Origin of the sequence: Streptomyces sp. NBC_00078 (assembly GCF_026343335.1) — a bacterium.
GTDB lineage: Bacteria > Actinomycetota > Actinomycetes > Streptomycetales > Streptomycetaceae > Streptomyces.
Window position 1 is genome coordinate 8,719,755 of sequence record NZ_JAPELX010000001.1, and the last position, 17,285, is coordinate 8,737,039.

General features: G+C 69.2%; 11 protein-coding genes and 2 pseudogenes. 6 read left to right on the forward strand and 7 right to left on the reverse strand.

Going from position 1 to position 17,285, the window contains the following annotated elements:
* Nucleotides 1–276 (reverse strand): annotated as a pseudogene (locus OOK07_RS40600) (aldehyde dehydrogenase family protein); the annotation flags it as partial.
* Nucleotide 277: 1 nt separating this feature from the next.
* On the opposite strand from OOK07_RS40600, the gene OOK07_RS40605 reads away from it, so the two are divergent.
* Nucleotides 278–529: a hypothetical protein gene (locus OOK07_RS40605; protein ID WP_266801599.1), complete on the forward strand. Its 252-nt coding sequence runs from the start codon at nucleotides 278–280 to the stop codon at nucleotides 527–529.
* A gap of 308 nt (nucleotides 530–837) precedes the next feature.
* On the opposite strand, the gene OOK07_RS40610 is transcribed toward OOK07_RS40605, so the two are convergent.
* Nucleotides 838–1,563, reverse strand: a complete 726-nt coding sequence (locus OOK07_RS40610) for a polysaccharide lyase family 7 protein (RefSeq protein WP_266801600.1) — start codon at nucleotides 1,561–1,563, stop codon at nucleotides 838–840.
* 162 nt (nucleotides 1,564–1,725) lie between these two features.
* Here OOK07_RS40610 and OOK07_RS40615 point away from each other — a divergent pair, with 162 nt between their 5' ends.
* The gene (locus OOK07_RS40615) at nucleotides 1,726–1,857 is read left to right on the forward strand and encodes a hypothetical protein (RefSeq protein ID WP_266801601.1); all 132 of its coding nucleotides are present in this window, start codon (nucleotides 1,726–1,728) and stop codon (nucleotides 1,855–1,857) included.
* 266 nt (nucleotides 1,858–2,123) lie between these two features.
* Here OOK07_RS40615 and OOK07_RS40620 read toward each other — a convergent pair whose 3' ends face one another.
* The 4 genes from OOK07_RS40620 to OOK07_RS40635 form a co-directional block, all read right to left on the reverse strand.
* The gene (locus tag OOK07_RS40620) at nucleotides 2,124–3,122 is read right to left on the reverse strand and encodes a TIGR01777 family oxidoreductase (protein ID WP_266801602.1); all 999 of its coding nucleotides are present in this window, start codon (nucleotides 3,120–3,122) and stop codon (nucleotides 2,124–2,126) included.
* Between the two features lie 328 nt (nucleotides 3,123–3,450).
* Entirely contained in the window at nucleotides 3,451–5,919 is a 2,469-nt protein-coding gene (locus OOK07_RS40625) for a SpoIIE family protein phosphatase (RefSeq protein WP_266801603.1), read from the reverse strand.
* A gap of 72 nt (nucleotides 5,920–5,991) precedes the next feature.
* The gene (locus OOK07_RS40630; protein ID WP_266801604.1) at nucleotides 5,992–10,266 is read right to left on the reverse strand and encodes a HAMP domain-containing hybrid sensor histidine kinase/response regulator; all 4,275 of its coding nucleotides are present in this window, start codon (nucleotides 10,264–10,266) and stop codon (nucleotides 5,992–5,994) included.
* Nucleotides 10,267–10,611: 345 nt separating this feature from the next.
* Nucleotides 10,612–10,983, reverse strand: a complete 372-nt coding sequence (locus OOK07_RS40635; RefSeq protein ID WP_406313149.1) for an STAS domain-containing protein — start codon at nucleotides 10,981–10,983, stop codon at nucleotides 10,612–10,614.
* Nucleotides 10,984–11,215: 232 nt separating this feature from the next.
* On the opposite strand from OOK07_RS40635, the gene OOK07_RS40640 reads away from it, so the two are divergent.
* Nucleotides 11,216–11,647 carry an ATP-binding protein gene (locus OOK07_RS40640; RefSeq protein ID WP_266801606.1) on the forward strand — a complete coding sequence of 144 codons (432 nt, stop codon included), beginning with the start codon at nucleotides 11,216–11,218 and terminating at the stop codon, nucleotides 11,645–11,647.
* Between the two features lie 704 nt (nucleotides 11,648–12,351).
* Here the strand turns inward: OOK07_RS40640 and OOK07_RS40645 are convergent.
* Nucleotides 12,352–13,356: pseudogene (locus OOK07_RS40645) on the reverse strand (helix-hairpin-helix domain-containing protein); the annotation flags it as partial.
* A 167-nt stretch (nucleotides 13,357–13,523) separates the two neighbouring features.
* Here OOK07_RS40645 and OOK07_RS40650 point away from each other — a divergent pair.
* Genes OOK07_RS40650 through OOK07_RS40660 form a run of 3 tightly spaced genes read left to right on the forward strand, consistent with a single transcriptional unit; the run spans nucleotide 13,524 to nucleotide 17,270 of the window.
* Nucleotides 13,524–14,660, forward strand: coding sequence for a tyrosine-type recombinase/integrase (locus OOK07_RS40650; protein ID WP_266801607.1), 1,137 nt, complete (start codon nucleotides 13,524–13,526; stop codon nucleotides 14,658–14,660).
* A complete protein-coding gene (locus OOK07_RS40655) occupies nucleotides 14,660–15,661 on the forward strand; it encodes a hypothetical protein (protein ID WP_266801608.1) in 1,002 nt (333 codons plus the stop codon). Before OOK07_RS40650 ends, OOK07_RS40655 begins: the two co-directional genes overlap by 1 nt.
* Nucleotides 15,585–17,270 (forward strand): IS1182 family transposase, encoded by a 1,686-nt coding sequence (locus OOK07_RS40660; protein ID WP_266802287.1) that lies wholly within the window; start codon nucleotides 15,585–15,587, stop codon nucleotides 17,268–17,270. Before OOK07_RS40655 ends, OOK07_RS40660 begins: the two co-directional genes overlap by 77 nt.
* Nucleotides 17,271–17,285 lie beyond the last annotated feature (15 nt).

The window sequence follows — 17,285 nt, forward strand, 5'->3', positions numbered from 1 at the left end:
TCACAGGGTGACGGTCTTGTACTCGACGTACTGGGAAAGCCCGACCGTGCCGTACTCGCGGCCGATGCCGCCGGCCTTGTAGCCGCCGAACGGGCCGTCGAAGGCGATGGACGCGCCGTTGACGGTGACCGTGCCGGTCCGCAGGCGGCGCGCGATGTCGAGGGCGTGGGCCGGGTGGGCGGACCACACGCCGCCCGGGAGGCCGTACTCGGATGCGTTGGCGATCCGTACGGCGTCGTCCTCGTCGTCGTAGGCGATGACGACGAGGACGTGGCCCGTGGAACTCACCAGGCTGCGGTCCCACGAGGCGATCCGTGAACGGCGTGACGCGTTGATCCGGGAAGTCGACGCTTTTCTGAACCGTGCCGCGGACGAGGGGTTGTTCTGCGCCGATATCCCGGCGGGGTGGCCGGGTGCTCTGCTGCCGCAGCTGATGCAGCTGGCTTCACAGGAGTTGCCCGATCTCACCGCCGCGCAGGCCGCGGACGTGGTTGTCGACACCTTCCTGCGAGGGCTCGGCGCGCGCTGACGCCCAAGGGGAGGGGTGCGGTGCGCGACAGGTCCCGCGCCACACCCGGAGAGCCCAGACTTCCGCGCCCGCGTGCGGCACCTGGCCCAGGAGTACGCGGCCGACCGGCGGGACCGCGTTCCCGGCCGGCCGCGCCCGACTCTTCGCCCTGGACCCGCGATCCCCCTGGCCGGTCCTGCCATCCGGCATCAGCCCCGATGCACCGCGGGCCGCCCAGGCCTGAATGCCCCTACGGGTAGGGCAGAAAGGAGGCCGGGCCGGCCCTGTGCCGTGGCTTTCAGCCGAACGCTTCGCTGAGCTGGTTCCGCTCAGCCGCTGTGGGAGACGGTCAGTCCGTAGAAGGCCACGCGGGCACCGTTCGTGGTGCTGTCGGAGGACGACTGGTTGTAGGAACCGGCCTTGAAGTACTGCTTGTAGGAGAAGAAGGACGACGGGATGGGGTAGTGGGTGGTGCTGCCGTTGACCGTCAGGTCGATGGTGTCGCCGCCCGAGACGGCGATGGTGTACGTCCACGTCTTGCCCACGGAGACATGGCCGACGGTGTGCGGTGTCTGGCCGCCGGACGGGGAGTTCTCGGTGCCGAGGACGATGTCGCCGCTCGCACGGTAGTAGAGCTCCAGCAGCGGTTTGGTGGAGGAGCCGCCGGTGCCGAGGTGGATCTGGCCGACGCACACGTTCTTCGTCACCGACACGACCCGCAGAGTGGCGTTCAACTTGTGGCTTCCGCCGAGGGGCCAGTCGGCGGCGCTGCCGCTTCGGTTCATCTCTCGCAACTCGGAGCGCGCGTAGTTGGAGTTGGGAGTCGTGACGCCCTTCTCCGGAGCCCAGAAGGTCATCGCCCCGTCGCGCTTGTCGGTGTAGAAGTACGCGTCCTGGTATCCGCTCGCCCCTTGCAGGCGGGAGGAGGAGATGGTCGTGGGGGAACCGGGTGAGCCGACGGGCTCCTGGAGCTGCCATACGGACAGGTCGAAGGTGCCGCCGGGTGCCTTGCCGGGGTCGGCGGCGGTGGCGTTCCCGGTGACCAGCCTCGTCAAGAGGTGAAGGCAATGCGGCCGGGCGCTTCACGGCGTACGGCGCTTGTGGGAAGTGGCCAAGAATCACTGGCGAGTTGAGTGGTGTCTCACCCGGAGTGAATCGTCGGCACCTCCTTAGTCTGATCAGTCAGTGTCCATCTGTTCACTGAATGGTGGGGTCTCATGACGAAGCCTGAGCGCGAGCCCGGAAGGGTTCGCCGTGTCGCGCGCAAGACCGGGAAGATGGCGTTGGCGGCCGCGTTGGGCGCGCTCGTCCGCTGGGCCGTCACATGGCTCCTCGGACGCGTCGGCTGAGTCGGCGCCCGGGAGGCGGCAGGGGCAAGTGCCTTTTCCCTGCGATGCGTTGACGGCTGCGGCTCGCTGGTGTCGATCCGAAGGGACGGCTGTGGGCCGGTCGTCATGGCAACTTCATCGTGCCGGGGATCAGGGCGGGCCGACTGCGCGGTCACGGTCGGCGCGTGCCATGTGGCCTGCCGGAGACGGTAGTTGGGACCGGACCCGCACCATGTCGGCTGCCGCATGTGCAGCCGCAGCCGCTGCGGTTGGCGCAGGCGCAGAGGTCAGGGACGTCGGCGGGACAGCGGGCGGGTTGGCCCGTGCTCGCCCCTGGGTGCCGAACGAGGTTCCCTGGCCCGCCGTACGAGGTCGGCGGCGGCCTTGTCCCACTCGGGATGGGTGAAGGTGAACCCGGCCGCACACAGCCGGCCCGGAACCACCCGGCGGCTCTTCAGCAACAGCTCGGTGTCCGAGCGCATGGCCCACGCCCCCAGCTGCGCCATCAAGCGCGTCGCCGGCAGTCCCACCAGGACGCCCCTGGCCGCGCGCAGCGCCCGCATGAACTGCCGGTGCGGGAGGGGACCGGGTGAGGCGAGGTTCACCGGCCCCTCGATGTCGTCCCGGGCGATCAGGAACTCCACCGCCCGCACGAAGTCCTCGTCATGGATCCAGGAGACGTACTGCGCGCCGCCGGCGACCGGCCCGCCCAGCCCCAGCCGTGCCAGGCGCAGCAGGACATCGAAGACTCCGCCTCGGTCCGGGCTCATGACCATTGCTGAGCGCAGGGCCACCTTGCGGGTTCCCGGCGTGGGTGCCTCGGCCTGCGCCCGTTCCCAGTTCTTCGCGATCTCGACGCTGTACGCCCAGTAGTCCGGCACCCCTGCCTCCGAGCCGCCGATCACCCCCGTGGCCTCGTCGTTGGCCGCGTCGAAGCGATGGGCGTAGATCGTCGCGGTGCTCATCTGCAGCCAGACCCGCGGGGGTCGCGCGGCGGCGGCGATCGCCTCGCCGACGACCCGCGCCGAGTTCACCCGGGAAGCCATCATGTCCCGCAGGTTCTCGTCGGTGTAGCGACAGGAGACGCTGCGCCCCGCCAGGTTGATCACGACGTCGCAGCCGTCGATCACCTCGGCCCAGGGGCCGATCGTCTCCCCGTCCCAGCCGATCTCACGCTCCCGCTTCGGACGCCTGGTCAGCACCACCACCTCGTGGCCTGCCGCCGTCAGCGCCCGGTCGAGGACCGCGCCCACCTGTCCGGTTCCGCCGGGCAGCACTACCTTCATGAAGCCCCCTCAGCTCTGATGGGCTCAGCCTAACCGGATATTTGAACGCGTTCAAATGTGGGCTCGGCCTGCCGTTCCGAGACGTGTCGGCGCACTCCTGCCGGCGATGGCACCGGCGCATGGGCACTGTCCGCCCCGAGGCAGCGGGGCGGGCCCCGTGCCACCGCAGTCCGCGAGGAAAACAGCCGGGACGAACCGGGACGCTGTGGGTGACCGAGCCGGCCCTGCGGCTCCTGGTGCGTCCGTCGTGCCCGAAGTACGGGCTGTGCGAATCGCCGGAGATCCACGAGTCGTGGACCTCGGGAGCGACGGAGGGCCCGGGCACGTCTCAGGCCACGCGAATGCCCACGATGCAGGTGTCGTCGTCCGTGTCCGACCTGCTGTGTGTGAGCAGGCGGTCCAACTGCTGGTCCAGGGTGGGAGAATGCATGCGTGCGGCCGTCAGCAGCTGGGCGAGGGACTCCTCCACGGACCGGTCACGACGTTCGATCAGACCGTCCGTGTACATGAGTAGCGTGTCGTCGACGGCCAGCTGGACCTCGTGCTCCTCGTAGGTGGCCTCGGGTACGGCACCCAGCAGGAGTCCCTTGACCAGGGGCAGTGGCGCCGCCTCGGTGCCGCGCACCAGAACGGGCGGTAGATGGCCGGCCCGGGCCCATCGCAGGGTGTGGAGGTCGGGGTCGTACAGGCCGCAGACCGCTGTGGCGGTGACGGAGCCCGTCAGATGGTGGGCCACCATGTTGAGCCAGGACAGCAACTGCCCCGGCCCGGCGCCCGTCACGGCGAGCCCCCGCAGCGCGTTGCGCAGAACGACCATGCTGGTGGCCGCCTCGATGCCGTGCCCGGCGACGTCCCCCACGCACAGCAGAACCAGCCGGGACGGCAGCACGACCGCGTCGTACCAGTCGCCGCCGACCAGATGCTGCGTCTCCGCGGGGCGGTAGCGTACGGCGACGCGCAGTCCTGGAGCCGCCAGCGGCGCCTGCTCCGGAGGCATGATGGCGTGCTGCAACTGGAGGGTGAGCCGGTTGCGTTCACTGGCCTGCTGCTCGCTGTGGGCGAGCTGATCGCGGGTGGCGGCGAGCGCGACCTCGGTCCAGTGGTGGGCCGAGATGTCCTGATACGCCCCGCGTACGACGAACAGCTGGCCGTCGGAGTCGAGCACCGGCTCGGCCACCACGCGAATGTGGCGGGTCACCCCGTCGGGACGCAGGAGACGGAACGACGTGGACGCAGGCCGGCGATGGTGCAGCAGCGTCCGCAGGAACCGGCCGATGGTGACGGCGTCATCGGGATGTGCGTGAGCGGCCAGGTCCTCCAGCGGCACGGGGCTGCCGGAGGCGGGCTTGCCGTAGAGCTGGTAGAGCTGACCGTTCCAGGAGATCTCGCCGGTGAGGAGGTTCTCCTCGAAACCGCCGATACGGCCCAGGCGCTGGGCGTGCTGGAGCAGGTTCGCCAGGCGGGACGTCTCGTCCTCGATGCGCCAGATCAGCAGGACGCTGCCGCCGTGCCGGCTGATGCTGATGTCGGCGATCGCCGCCAGGGCCACGTCGTCCACCAGGGCGGTGAGTCTCATCCGGCGGGTGCGGTAGGGCTCGCCAGTGGCGTAGACGCGCTCCACGTGCTCGAAGAGCTCGCTCTGGCCGGCGGCCATCGGGTACGTCTCCAGCAGCAAGGCGCCGTTGATGACGCCGCGCGGCCGGCCGGCGGGGTCCAGGAAACGGCTGTTGACGTGGTGGATGCGGAAGTCGACCAGGCGTGCGTCGGCATCCAGGTGCGGCACGAGTACCAGGGCCGGGTCGTGGAGCCCGTCGCACAGGTCCATCAGTTCAGCCACGTCCGGCAGAACTCCGGCACTCGCCTCTCCGTCGGGACGCTGGGGGACGCAGGTCTCCAGGGTGTGCGCGCACAGCTCGGCCAGGGCCTCGATCTGGCGGACGATCTGCGGTGCGGGAGTGTCCAGCGGGGAGGCCCATGCGATCTCCAGCACCCCATGGATCCGGCCGACGGCACCGGCCGGTACGGCGACCCGGCCGCCGTCCGGATGGTGGTGCTGGCCGATCGAGGGCAGTCCGGTCTCGGACAGGCTGCGAATCCATTTGCCCGCGCGCTCGGCGAGCCCGCGCCGCGCGACCGTTGTCACGCCCGGGGGCACATGCCGCCATCGTCCGGCCTCGGCGGGAGAGAATCCCGCGCTGCCCGCCAGGGTGAGAGAGCCATCCGTTCCCAGGGCCCAGATGGCCACCGCCTCCGCACCCAGCGGGGTCAGAGCGTGCTCCAGCAGGGAATCGGCGACGGCCTGGGCGTCTTGGGCGGCCAGTGCACCGCTCTCGGCCGCCCGCAGCCGTACGGCGGAGGAAGGGCCTCCCGGTGAGCCGACGGCCACGGCACTGGCCGCGGTGGCGGCGAGGAAGGCGGTGGCCACCTCCGACAGCTGGTCGCGCGAGGCCTGGTTGATGACCTCGACCGCGAATTCGAGTGGCGTCATCCCGGCCTGCTCGGTGAGCTCGGCGAGCTGCCGCGCGGCCTGCGTCGGTCCGCAGCCCAGTCGTTCGACGAGGATGCCCTTGGCCAGTTCGATCAGTGCACGCCCGTCCGCCTCGGCCTGGGCCGCCCGCACCTCGCGGCGCAGGCGCTCCACGGTCGCTGCGAGCCTGCCGACCGGGGACGTGTGCCCGGGACCGGCGTCGCCGCCGCTGCCGGACTCGGGCGTGCCGGCGGAGCCCCGCGGCGTGGGCTGGTCGCCCCCGGCCTCCTGGGCACGGTGCGGCTCGGGCGGTTGACGGAGATCACTCACGGCTGGCCTGTTCCTCGGCTGGGACGTCCCGAACCCACACGGTCGGCTGGTGCGCACTGCGGTGACGCCTGGTCACACGGGCAGCCAGCGTCGGACGCGGGCGATGAGGTCATTGCTGTCGACGGGCTTGGTGACGTAGTCGTTGGCACCCGACGCGAGGCTCTTCTCCTGGTCGCCCGGCATGGCCTTGGCGGTGACGGCGATGATGGGCAGATCCGTGTACTGCGCCATCGTGCGGATCTCCGCGGTGGCGGCGTAGCCATCCATCTCCGGCATCATCACGTCCATCAGGACCAGGCAGACGTCGGGGTACGCGAGAAGCATCTCGATGGCCTTGCGGCCGTTGTCCGCGTGCAGCACGTGGAAACCGTGGAGTTCCAAAACCCCGCTGAGGGCGAACAGGTTGCGTGCGTCGTCGTCGACCACGAGGACGCTGCGGCCGAGGAACGAATCGTCCAGGACCTGTGCGGCAGGGTGGTGAGGCTCCTCGGCGCGCACCAGCGACAGTACGTCGCCCGGCTGTTCGGCGGACAGGTGCAGGGTGATGCGCTCACGCAGTTCGTCCAGGCTGGACAGGAAGTCCAGCGGCCGGTCGCCCGCTCGGGCGCGCAACGTCTGTTCCTGGGCCAGGTCCACGCGATGACCGGTGTGGACGAGCACGGGCACGCTGGCGAGCGCGGAGTCGCCGTGCATGGCGGCCAGGAAGCCCGTGCCCTCGTCGTCTGGCCCGCCGAGCTCGAGCACGACACAGTGGCAGGGTTCGGCGGCCAGTGTGCTCGCCGCCTCCTGCGCCCCGACGGCCGTGATGATGTCGATCGTCCCGCGCGGATCGTCGGGGTCGTGCGCGATGTCGGCGACGGCCCGTTCGGCGACCAGGGTGAGCAGACCGCGAGGCCGCTCCTCGATGACCAGCAGGCGGCGTCTGCGCTGTTCGGGGGCTGCCATGAGCTCGGAGACGGCAGGAAGCGCCGGCGCCGCCTCGGACCCGTCGGTGGCATGGGCCGGGACCGGCGGCCGGCCGCCGTGATCCAGCAGCTCCTCGAAGTCGGGGCGCGCGACTGGCAGATGGAGCGTGAACGTGCTGCCCTGGCCGGGTGTGCTGTCGACCGTGACGGCGCCGCCGAGCAGATGGGCGATCTCCCGCGTGATGGACAGCCCGAGGCCGGTGCCGCCGTACTTACGGCTGGTCGTGCCGTCGGCCTGCTGGAACGCCCCGAAAATCGTCTCCAGTTGCTGCTGGGGGATGCCGATGCCGGAGTCCTTGACCCGGAAGGCCACGATCGGGCCACCGCGGTGGACACCCGGAGGCACCTCTCGGTCGGCGGCCGGTTCGATGCGCAGCTCCACGCCACCCTGCTCGGTGAACTTCACCGCGTTGGACAGCAGGTTGCGCAGGATCTGACGCAGCCGGGAGTCATCGGTGAGCAGGTCTGCGGGCGTGCCGGGCGCCGTGTCCACCGTGAAGTCGAGGCTCTTTTGCGTCGTCATCGGCCGGAACGTCGCCTCGACGTACTCCAGGAGCTTGCGCAGCGCGACCCGTTCGGGAGCGACGTCCATCTTTCCGGCCTCGACCTTGGACAGGTCCAGGATGTCGTTGATCAGCTGCAGCAGGTCCGAGCCCGCCGAATGGATGATGCCCGCGTACTCGACCTGCTTCGGGGTGAGGTTGCGCGAGGGGTTCTGTGCGAGCAACTGGGCCAGGATCAGCAGGCTGTTGAGCGGAGTGCGCAGTTCGTGGCTCATGTTGGCCAGGAACTCCGACTTGTACTTGGAGGCCAGCGCCAACTGCTGTGCACGGGTTTCGAGTTCCTGCCGAGCCTGCTCGATCTGCAGGTTCTTGGCCTCGATGTCGCGGTTCTGCGAGGCCAGCAGGGAGGCCTTCTCCTCGAGTTCGGCGTTGGAGCGCTGCAGTTCGTCCTGCTGGACCTGCAACTCCTCCGACCTGGCCTGCAGTTCGGCGGTCAGGCGCTGGGACTCGTCCAGCAGTTCGTCGGTGCGGACGTTGGCCACGATGGTGTTGAGGTTGACGCCGATGGCCGGCAGCACCTGCGTCAGGAAGTCCTGGTGGATCTGCGTGAAGGGGGTGAGTGAGGCCAGCTCGATGACGCCGAGGACCTGCTCCTCGACCACGATGGGCAGCACCACCAGGGCACTGGGCACCGCCTGCCCGAGACCGGAGGAGATGGCCACGTAGCCCGCCGGAAGCTCCTCCACGGTGATCGGGCGGCGGTTGCGCGCCGCCTGGCCGACCAACGAGCGGCCGACAGGGATGCGGGTGGGCCGCTCGGCGTCGTCGGGGGAGCCGTACGAGCCCACCAACCGCAGTTCGGGACCGCGCTCCGTGTCCTCCGCCAGGTAGAAGGCGCCGTACTGCGCCGAGACCAGAGGGGTGAGCTCGTCCATGACCAGTTCGGCGACCACGGGCAGATCGCGGTGGCCCTGCATCAGGCCGGAGATCCGGGCGAGGTTCGTCTTGAGCCAGTCCTGCTCCTGGTTGGCCCGCGTCGTCTCGCGCAGGGACCCCACCATGGAGTTGATGTTGTCCTTCAGGTCGGCGACCTCGCCGGAGGCCTCCACGGTGATCGAGCGGGTCAGATCGCCCTCAGCGACAGCGCTGGTGACCTCGGCGATCGCGCGGACCTGGCGGGTGAGGTTGCCGGCCAGTTCGTTGACGTTCTCCGTCAGTCGCTTCCAGGTGCCCTCTACGCCCTCCACCTCGGCCTGGCCGCCGAGGCGCCCCTCGCTGCCGACCTCGCGGGCCACTCGGGTGACCTCGGCGGCGAACGACGACAACTGGTCGACCATCGTGTTGATGGTCGTCTTGAGTTCCAGGATCTCGCCGCGGGCGTCGACATCGATCTTCTTCGACAGATCGCCGCCCGCCACCGCGGTCGTCACCAGGGCGATGTTGCGTACCTGCCCGGTGAGGTTGTTGGCCATCGAGTTGACGTTGTCCGTCAGGTCCTTCCAGGTGCCGGCCACGTTCGGCACGTGCGCCTGGCCGCCGAGGCGTCCCTCGGTGCCGACTTCGCGGGCGACGCGGGTGACCTCGTCGGCGAAGGCGGAGAGCGTGTCGACCATGGTGTTGATGACGTCCGCCAGGGCGGCGACCTCCCCCTTGGCCTCGACCGTGATCTTCTGGGAGAGGTCGCCGCGAGCCACCGCCGTGGCGACCTGGGCGATCGAGCGGACCTGCCCGGTGAGATTCGACGCCATCACGTTGACGTTGTCCGTCAGATCCTTCCAGGTCCCCGACACGCCCCGGACGATCGCCTGGCCGCCGAGATTGCCCTCCGTGCCGACTTCGCGGGCGACGCGGGTGACCTCGTCGGCGAAGGCGGAGAGCTGGTCGACCATCGTGTTGATGGTGTTCTTGAGTTCCAGGATCTCGCCGCGGGCGTCGACGGTGATCTTCTGGGAGAGGTCGCCCTGCGCCACCGCCGTGGCGACCTGGGCGACGTTGCGGACCTGCGCGGTGAGGTTGCCACCCATGAAGTTCACGGAGTCCGTGAGGTCGCGCCAGGTGCCCTTGACCCCCTTGACGTCCGCCTGCCCGCCCAGGCGGCCTTCGGTGCCGACTTCGCGGGCGACGCGGGTGACCTCGTCGGCGAAGGCGGAGAGCTGGTCGACCATCGTGTTGATGGTGTTCTTGAGTTCCAGGATCTCGCCGCGGGCGTCGACGGTGATCTTCTGGGAGAGGTCGCCCTGCGCCACCGCCGTCGTCACCTGGGCGATGTTGCGGACCTGGGAGGTGAGATTGCCCGCCATGAAGTTGACCGAATCGGTCAGGTCGCGCCAGACACCGCCGACACCGGGAACCTGCGCCTGGCCGCCCAGCCGCCCCTCGCTGCCCACTTCGCGGGCGACGCGGGTGACTTCGTCGGCGAACGCGGACAGCTGGTCGACCATCGTGTTGACGGTCTCCTTGAGCTGCAGGATCTCCCCGCGCGCCGGTACGTCGATCTTCTGGGACAGGTCACCCCTGGCGACCGCCGTCGCGACCTGGGCGATGTCGCGGACCTGCGTGGTGAGATTGCCCGCCATGGCGTTGACCGAATCGGTCAGATCCGCCCACGTACCGGAGACTCCCGGCACCTCTGCCTGACCGCCCAGCGTTCCCTCGGTGCCCACTTCGCGGGCCACGCGGGTCACTTCCGACGTGAACACGGACAACTGGTCGACCATGCCGTTGAAGACGGTGGCGATGTCACCCAGCAGACCCTGGCCGTCGGACGGCAGCCGAGTGCCGAAATCGCCGTCTCGCACGGCGGTCAGCCCGGCCAGCAGCTGCCGCAGCTCCTGCTCGCCCGGAGCCTGCTCCCGGGCGTCCATCGACTTGGTGGTCATGCGCACCCTCGTTCCGCTCCCCAAGAGTCCCCACCCCGAGGACCCGGAACCGCGAGCGGGCCGGGAAGGCCTCGCTCAATAGCGGCATTTCCGCAGTTCACGGATCTGCCCGATGAGAAATCGGTGGAAGATTAGCTCAGTTGCCGCCCGGCAACAAAAGCTTGGGGCGAGCATCACAGCTCGCCGAAAAAGGCGCCGCGAAGACGGAATGACGGTGCTGAACCGGGGTACTCAAAGCGTTTTGCACAGGGCGACGGCGAGTCCGATGGGCAAGCCGTGAGGGGATCGGAACCGGCGGTGGGCATGCCGGTGCCGCCGAACCACCTGGCTCACGCGCCGAGGTCGTCATGGCGCCAGGGCGTCCCGGACGGTAGGACGACACGTGACGATCGTGTCGAGCCCCACGAGCTGAATGGTGCGCAAAACGGCGCCCCGTGCCCCCGCGAGCCGCAGCCACCCCCGTGCGGCCTGCGTGGCCTGATGAGCGGCGATCAGGGCGTTGATGCCGCTGGAGTCCATGAACGTGACCTGGCTCAGATCGACGACGACCCGTTGTCCGGTGGTGGCGTCCGCCGGAGGCATGGCCCGGGTCAGGGCGCCCGCGCTCTGATGGTCGACTTCTCCGTCGAGGCTGAGCACGGTGATGCCTTCGGCATCAGTGCGGACGACGGTCAGCCGGCCGTGACCGGCTGGTTCCTGTTTGTCTGCCACTCGCATCCTCTGCGCACATCGGTGGGGTCGGCACACGCCTTTGTTGCCAACGCTGCCCCGGGATCGTAAATGCGATGCACACAGGTGGCCCATTCATACGCTCGCGCCACAGGAGTACTGCGCGGCGCACGGGGTAAACGCGCGCATGAACGGGGTACCGCAGATCGCCACGCGCCCACGAACGGGACAACGTGGATCATGGCAGGGAGCCTGTGTTGCGCCCGAGGAGGGTTCCTGGATGCACGATGTCGCACCCGCTGAGGTGACGGTGGCCCTGGACGGAGCGGCGGGCTGTATCGCCGGCTCGAGGGCCCGGGCAACGGATTTCCTGACACGGGCCCGGTCCGCGTACGGGCTGCCCGTGTCGGCCCGCGCCATGGACCTGGCCCAGCTGGTGGTCAGTGAGCTGGTCACCAACGCGCTGAAATACGCTCCCGGACCGGTGCTGTTGCACCTGCGCATCACCGGCGGCGCGCTGGAGATCGCGGTGTGGGACACCGAACCGACGCTTCCGTCCGCCGAGACCGCTGACGCCGGGCGGGTCGGCCAGCACGGTCTGGAGATCGTGATGGCGGTGGTGCAGCGCTTCGAGTCGCACCGGGAGCCCGGCGGCAAGCGCATCACCGCCCGGCTCGCCCTGTTCGAGGGTCCGCTGGACCGCGCGGGCTGAGCCGGGCCGGACGAAGCGAGCCCGCCTGGAAGCGTCGAGGCCCGCCGGGTCGCCGGGTCGCCGGGTCGCCGGGTTCGCCGGGTTCGCCGGGTTCGCCGGAAAGGCAACTCCACGGCCGGTCGACGGGTAGACGGCGTCAGGAATCGCGAAGCGTGCGCTGCGCTGCGGTGCGGTGCGGTGCGGTGCGGTGACCCGTCGTAGGACTCCCGGTAGTGCGCGGCCGACTGCCGTCGCTGAAGCCGAGGCCGTGTTGTGCGCCGGCCGGCGCGATGTTCACGACGGTCGCATCCAGCGTGACCACGAGACATGTCCCCATCTGCCCGCCGCTGCATGCCAGTTGGGTCGGGCGGGGCGCCCAGGGCCACCCCACATCGCACTGTCGGGCGTTGCCCTGACGTCCTCGGACCGGCGAGGCGTAAGTCGGCCGGGTGCGGGCAACGGGGATGTGGGCAGGGGGGGCGGCGCAGTGCCTGGGGAGGTCGTGCGCCGCCCCCCTGCCTGCGTGGGAGGCCCCGACGGGCCGCTGCATCCGGCCCAACCGGGGCGCCGCAGATGCCCGTTGCCGCGTCGTCCTCCACGGCTGGAGCCGGCAAGAACGGCGAGGGCGGGATCGTACTCGTCCTGGATGACCACGTCCTCCTTGGAGGGGAAGTACCTGAAAACGAACGTGGGAGTCGAGGGCCGATATCGAGTTGTTCTCGAAGTCAGCTGATGTAGTCGGCAACCAGCGCGGCGAATTCGTCGGGTGTCGCTAGCCGGATACCGAGGTCGTCTGCCTTGGCCCGTTTGGATCCGGCGCCCTCACTGGCGACGACCAGCGTGGTCTTCTTGGACACGCTGGACGAGGAGCGGCCGCCGGCCCGCTCGATGAGTTCGTTCATCTGGTTGCGGCTGAGCTGTGCCAGCGGTCCCGTCATCGTGCCGGTGACCACGACCGTCATACCGGCGAGCGGGGCCTCGGCCGGGCCGCTGTCCGCGGCATCGCCGGGGTCCGGTGTGTCGCTGCCGACGGGCGGCGGGGGAGTGGCCCCGGGTTCGGTCATGTTCACCTCGGCCGCCGCGAGTTTGTCGATGAGGCCGGCGAGGCCGGCGAGTTCGGCGACGATGGAGGGCGCCTTCTCCGGACCGATGCCCTCGACCTGCTGCAGTGCCTTGGCGTCGGCCGCGCGAATACGGTCCATGGTGGCGAAGTGCCGCGCGATGCGGCGGGACATGGAGCGGCCGGTGCCGCGGACGCCGAGCGCGCACAACACCCGCGACAGCGGCCGCGTCCTGGCCGTCGCGAGGGCGGCCAGGAGGTTGTCGGTACTGGTCTCACCCATCCGCTCCAGCGCGAGGAGCTGGTCGCGAGTGAGGGTGAACAGGTCGGCGAGGTCGCTCACCAGGCCGGCCTCGACGAGCTGGACGACACGGGTCGCGCCCAGGCCTTCGATGTCGAGCTGGTCGCGGCCTGCGGCGTACGAGAGGGAGGCGACCAGGTGGCAGTTGCGGCCTTGTTCGCACCGCCAGCGCTCCTGGCTGGTGTCGATACCGGATCCGCAGTGCGGGCACACCTCGGGGAAGGAGATGGCCTGTTCCTCGCCGGTGCGCAGGTGGGCGACGGGGGCTTCGATGCGGGGGATGACGTCGCCGGCGCGATGCACCATGACGTGGTCGCCCAGGCGCAGGTCGCGGCGGGTGATGTCGGCCGGGTTGTGCAGGGTTTTGTAGGGGGCGATGTTCTGTGGTGTGACGTGGCATGACAGCCTCTCAAGACCCGGTGCGCAACACACCTGTTGGGGTGTAGCTCACGTTGCATGGCGTACATCAGTTGAGAGAGAGCACCAGGTTGAGAGCGTTTCCTGTGACCTTGCCTTCAGGGCAGAGGTACTGGACGGTGTTGGACCACTTGTTCGTTCCAGTGGCGGCTGCGGATCGGTTCCTGCAACACGTCCGGTTCGGCAAGGGCAAGGCCGAGTCGACTACGGAGACCTACGCGTACGCGCTCGCGTTGTTCCTGCGCTGGTGTCTGCGCACGGACCGGGATTGGCACACTGCGGCACCGGACTTGGGCCTGTTCATGACGTGGCTGCGGCACGCGCCGAAAGGCATGTCGGGCATCGAGCCGTCGCCGGGGGCGGCGCTGATGGTCGGTCCGGGGCGCAAGCCAGCGCGCGGTGAGAAACGGGTCAACGGGGTACTGACAGCGGTGCGTGGGATGGTCGCGCATGCGGTGACACATGGTGACGCACCGCAGTGGGTACTGCCAGTCCTGTTCGACTTGGCTTCAACGGCGGATCTGCCAGCCGCGGCAAGGGGTGAGGGCTCGACGGCGGGGGTGCGTCTGGGAGTACGGCACCGGGTGAAGGAGCCGAAGCGACCGGTGGACCGGGCCAGCGATGAGGAGATCCTCGCGCTGCTGCGGGCCTGCCGGACGGCGCGGGACCGGATGATGCTCCTCTTCATGGGCAGGGGCGGTCTGCGCAGGGGGGAACTGGTCGGGCTGCGGCGGGAGGACATCCATTTCCTGCTCAGTTCCGTGTCTCTGGGTTGCGCGGTGGCCGGACCGCACTTGCACGTGGTGCGGCGCGAGCTGAACCCGAACGGAGCGTGGGCCAAGTCCCGCCGCGAGCGGGTGGTCCCTGTCGATCGGCTGCTGGTGCAAGCGCACGACCGGTATGTGATGGAGCGGATCGCCTGCCGCGCGGCGGATGCGTGCGACTTCGTGTTGGTGAACCTGCAGCGGGAGCCACTGGGTGCGCCGATGCCGCCGCGAGCAGTCAACGAGTTGATGGCCGCGCTCAGCGAGCGGGCCAGCTTGGGACGCAGGGTCCGGCCGCATCAGCTCCGTCATGCTTTTGCCAGTAACGCGCGAGCGGCAGGGGCGGACTGGGATGAGTTGTCGGAGCTGATGGGCCACGAATCGCCTGAGTCGTTGCTCCCCTATTTGCATCCCGACTCACAAGCCTTGCGGAACGTCGTCGAGCGGGTCCCCTCACCACGGGTGCTGACCACGGACGGAGCGGGCAAGTGATGACAACGCTCGCAGAAGTACGTGAGAGTGAGCGGTCCATCGGTGCTGATCCGAAGGTGGAGCGGTTCAAGGCTCGCCTGGATCCGCAGTTCCTGGTGGAGGCTGCGGGCTGGGATGAGGACAGTCGAACGCTGACGATTCAGCCGGGGCACCCGCTGCTGGCGTGGACACCTTGTATCAATGCCATCTGCTCTGCTGAGGCAATCTTGACGTCAGGGTTGTGCAGTCTCTGCCAGAGCAAGTGGAACCGCTCCAAGCTCCCGCTGGAGGAGTTCGTGGGCAGCGCGGAGGCAGAGAAGAAGAAGCCGCGGGAGCGCTGTTCGGTTCTGAACTGCGCGCGTATGTGGAGCAGTTCGGTGTCCAAGCTGTGCGGGCCACACCGCTCGCGGTTCCGCAAGCTGGGTTTGTCGATGGAGGAGTTTTTCGCGCACCCGCAGGTCAAACCGATGCCCCCGTTGGGGATCTGCGGCGTGCTGGCGTGCTCGCGCGAGCGGGAACTGACCACGAGCCCGTACTGCCAGGCGCACAAAACGAAGTGGAAGCGACTGGTGCGGGACGGTGAGCCGGAGGCCTCGGATGAGGCGCGCTGGGCCCGGACGGAGGCGCCGACGCTGACGAGTCCGGGGGTGGTGCCGCTGCTGGGGCTGTCTCCGTTGCTGGTCGTCGAGGTGCTGTTCGCGTTGCAGGAGCGGATCGGGCAGGAGGTGAAGGTATCGCCGCAGAAGTTACGGTCGACTATCAACTGGCTGCGTCGGCAGGAGTTTTGGTCCTTGATGGGACTCTGCTGCGCAATTCGCTGCGGGGGTAAGGCCGGGTCGGCGATGATCGTTGGCGGGGTCGCCTTCCTGTCGTGCGGTCCTGGAGGCGGTACGGATGTCGATGCGGCCGGTGGGGTTGCCGGAGATCCCGGAACAGACGGTGGTGGTGGCCCGGGCGGCGTTTCCGAAGGGGAGCCTGGCGATACGGGCGCGGGATCGCCTCGCGGAGGTCTTCGTCGATGAGCCGTTCACGGAGGCGTTCGGGGTGCGCGGGGCGCCGGGACTGTCGCCGGGGGTGTTGTCGCTGGTGATGGTGTTGCAGTTCGCGGAGGGCCTGACGGATCGGCAGGCCGCGGCGATGGCGGTGCGGGCGATCGACTGGAAGTACGCGCTCGGTGCGGAGCTGACGGACACCGGATTCGATGCGAGTGTGCTGTGCCGGTTCCGGGCCCGGCTCGCGGACAACGGTATGGAGCGGGTGGTCTTCGACCGGCTCCTTGAGCACTGCAAGGACGCCGGCCTGGTGGCGGCCGGAGGCAAGCAGCGCACCGATTCCACCCATGTGATCAGTGCGGTGCGGGACTTGAACCGTCTGGAGCTGGCCGGGGAGAGTGTGCGGGCGGCCCTGGAGGCCCTCGCGGTCGCGGCACCGGCCTGGCTGGCCGGACACATCAACGTCACTGAGTTCGCCGAGCGGTACGGGCCGCGGGTCGACGGCTGGCGCATGCCGCCCTCGCAGACGAAACGTGACCGTCTCGCCCAGGTCTTCGGGCAGGATGCCATCGCCTTGTGCCGGGCGGCCTGGGCCGATGACGCTCCGGCCTGGATTCGCGAGATCGAGGCCGTGGGCTTGTTGCGGCAGGTCCTCGTGCAGACCTACATCGTCCGGACCGATGCCCGGGGACGGCAGGTGATCAAGAAGCGGGACGCCGACGACGGCGTCCCGCCCGGCCAACTCCGCCTGGCCTCCCCCTACGACTCCGACGCACGCTGGGCGGCCAAGGGCGACGACCTGTTCTGGATGGGCTACAAGATCCATCTCACGGAGACCTGCACCACCCTCCCCGACGCCGACGCCGACGCCGACGCCGACGCCGACGTGGGCACAGGGGTGGGCACAGGGGTGATGCCGAATCTGATCACCGACGTGCACACCACCGACGCGACCGTGCCGGATGTGAAGGCGACCGCCCCGATCCAGCGCAAGCTCGCCGAGCACGGAGTGCAGCCCGGCGAGCACTACCTCGACTCCGGCTACCCGTCGGCCGACCTGATCACCAAGGCCCTGAAACAGGGCATCCGCATGGTCACCCCGGTCCTCCAGGACCACTCTGACCAGGCCAAGGCCGCCGAAGGCTTCGACAAGAACGCCTTCACCATCAATTGGAAGACCCGCCAGGTCCGCTGCCCCGCCGGCAGGACCAGCTCCCACTGGAACCCGGTCAAACAGCACGGCAAAGACGCGATCGTCATCACCTTCAGCGTCCTGACCTGCCGGGACTGCCCTCTCCAGAAGCAGTGCACCACCTCGAAGACCGGGCGCCGCATGCTCACCCTGCGTCCCGAGGAACTCCACGAGAACCTCGCCCGGGCCCGCGCCGAGCAGAAGACCGACACCTGGAAGAACAAGTACGCCCTGCGTGCCGGAGTCGAGGGCACCATCAACCAGGCCCTCGACATCACCGGCATCCGCCGGGCCCGCTACCGCGGCCTGCCGAAAGTCCGCCTCCAACACGCCTTCTCCGCCACCGCACTCAACGTGATCAGGCTCGACGCCCACTGGACCACAGGCCCCCTCAACCGCCCCCGCACCAGCAGACTCGAACGACTCAGCTACAGACTCTCCGCCTGAACGAATTGCGCAGCA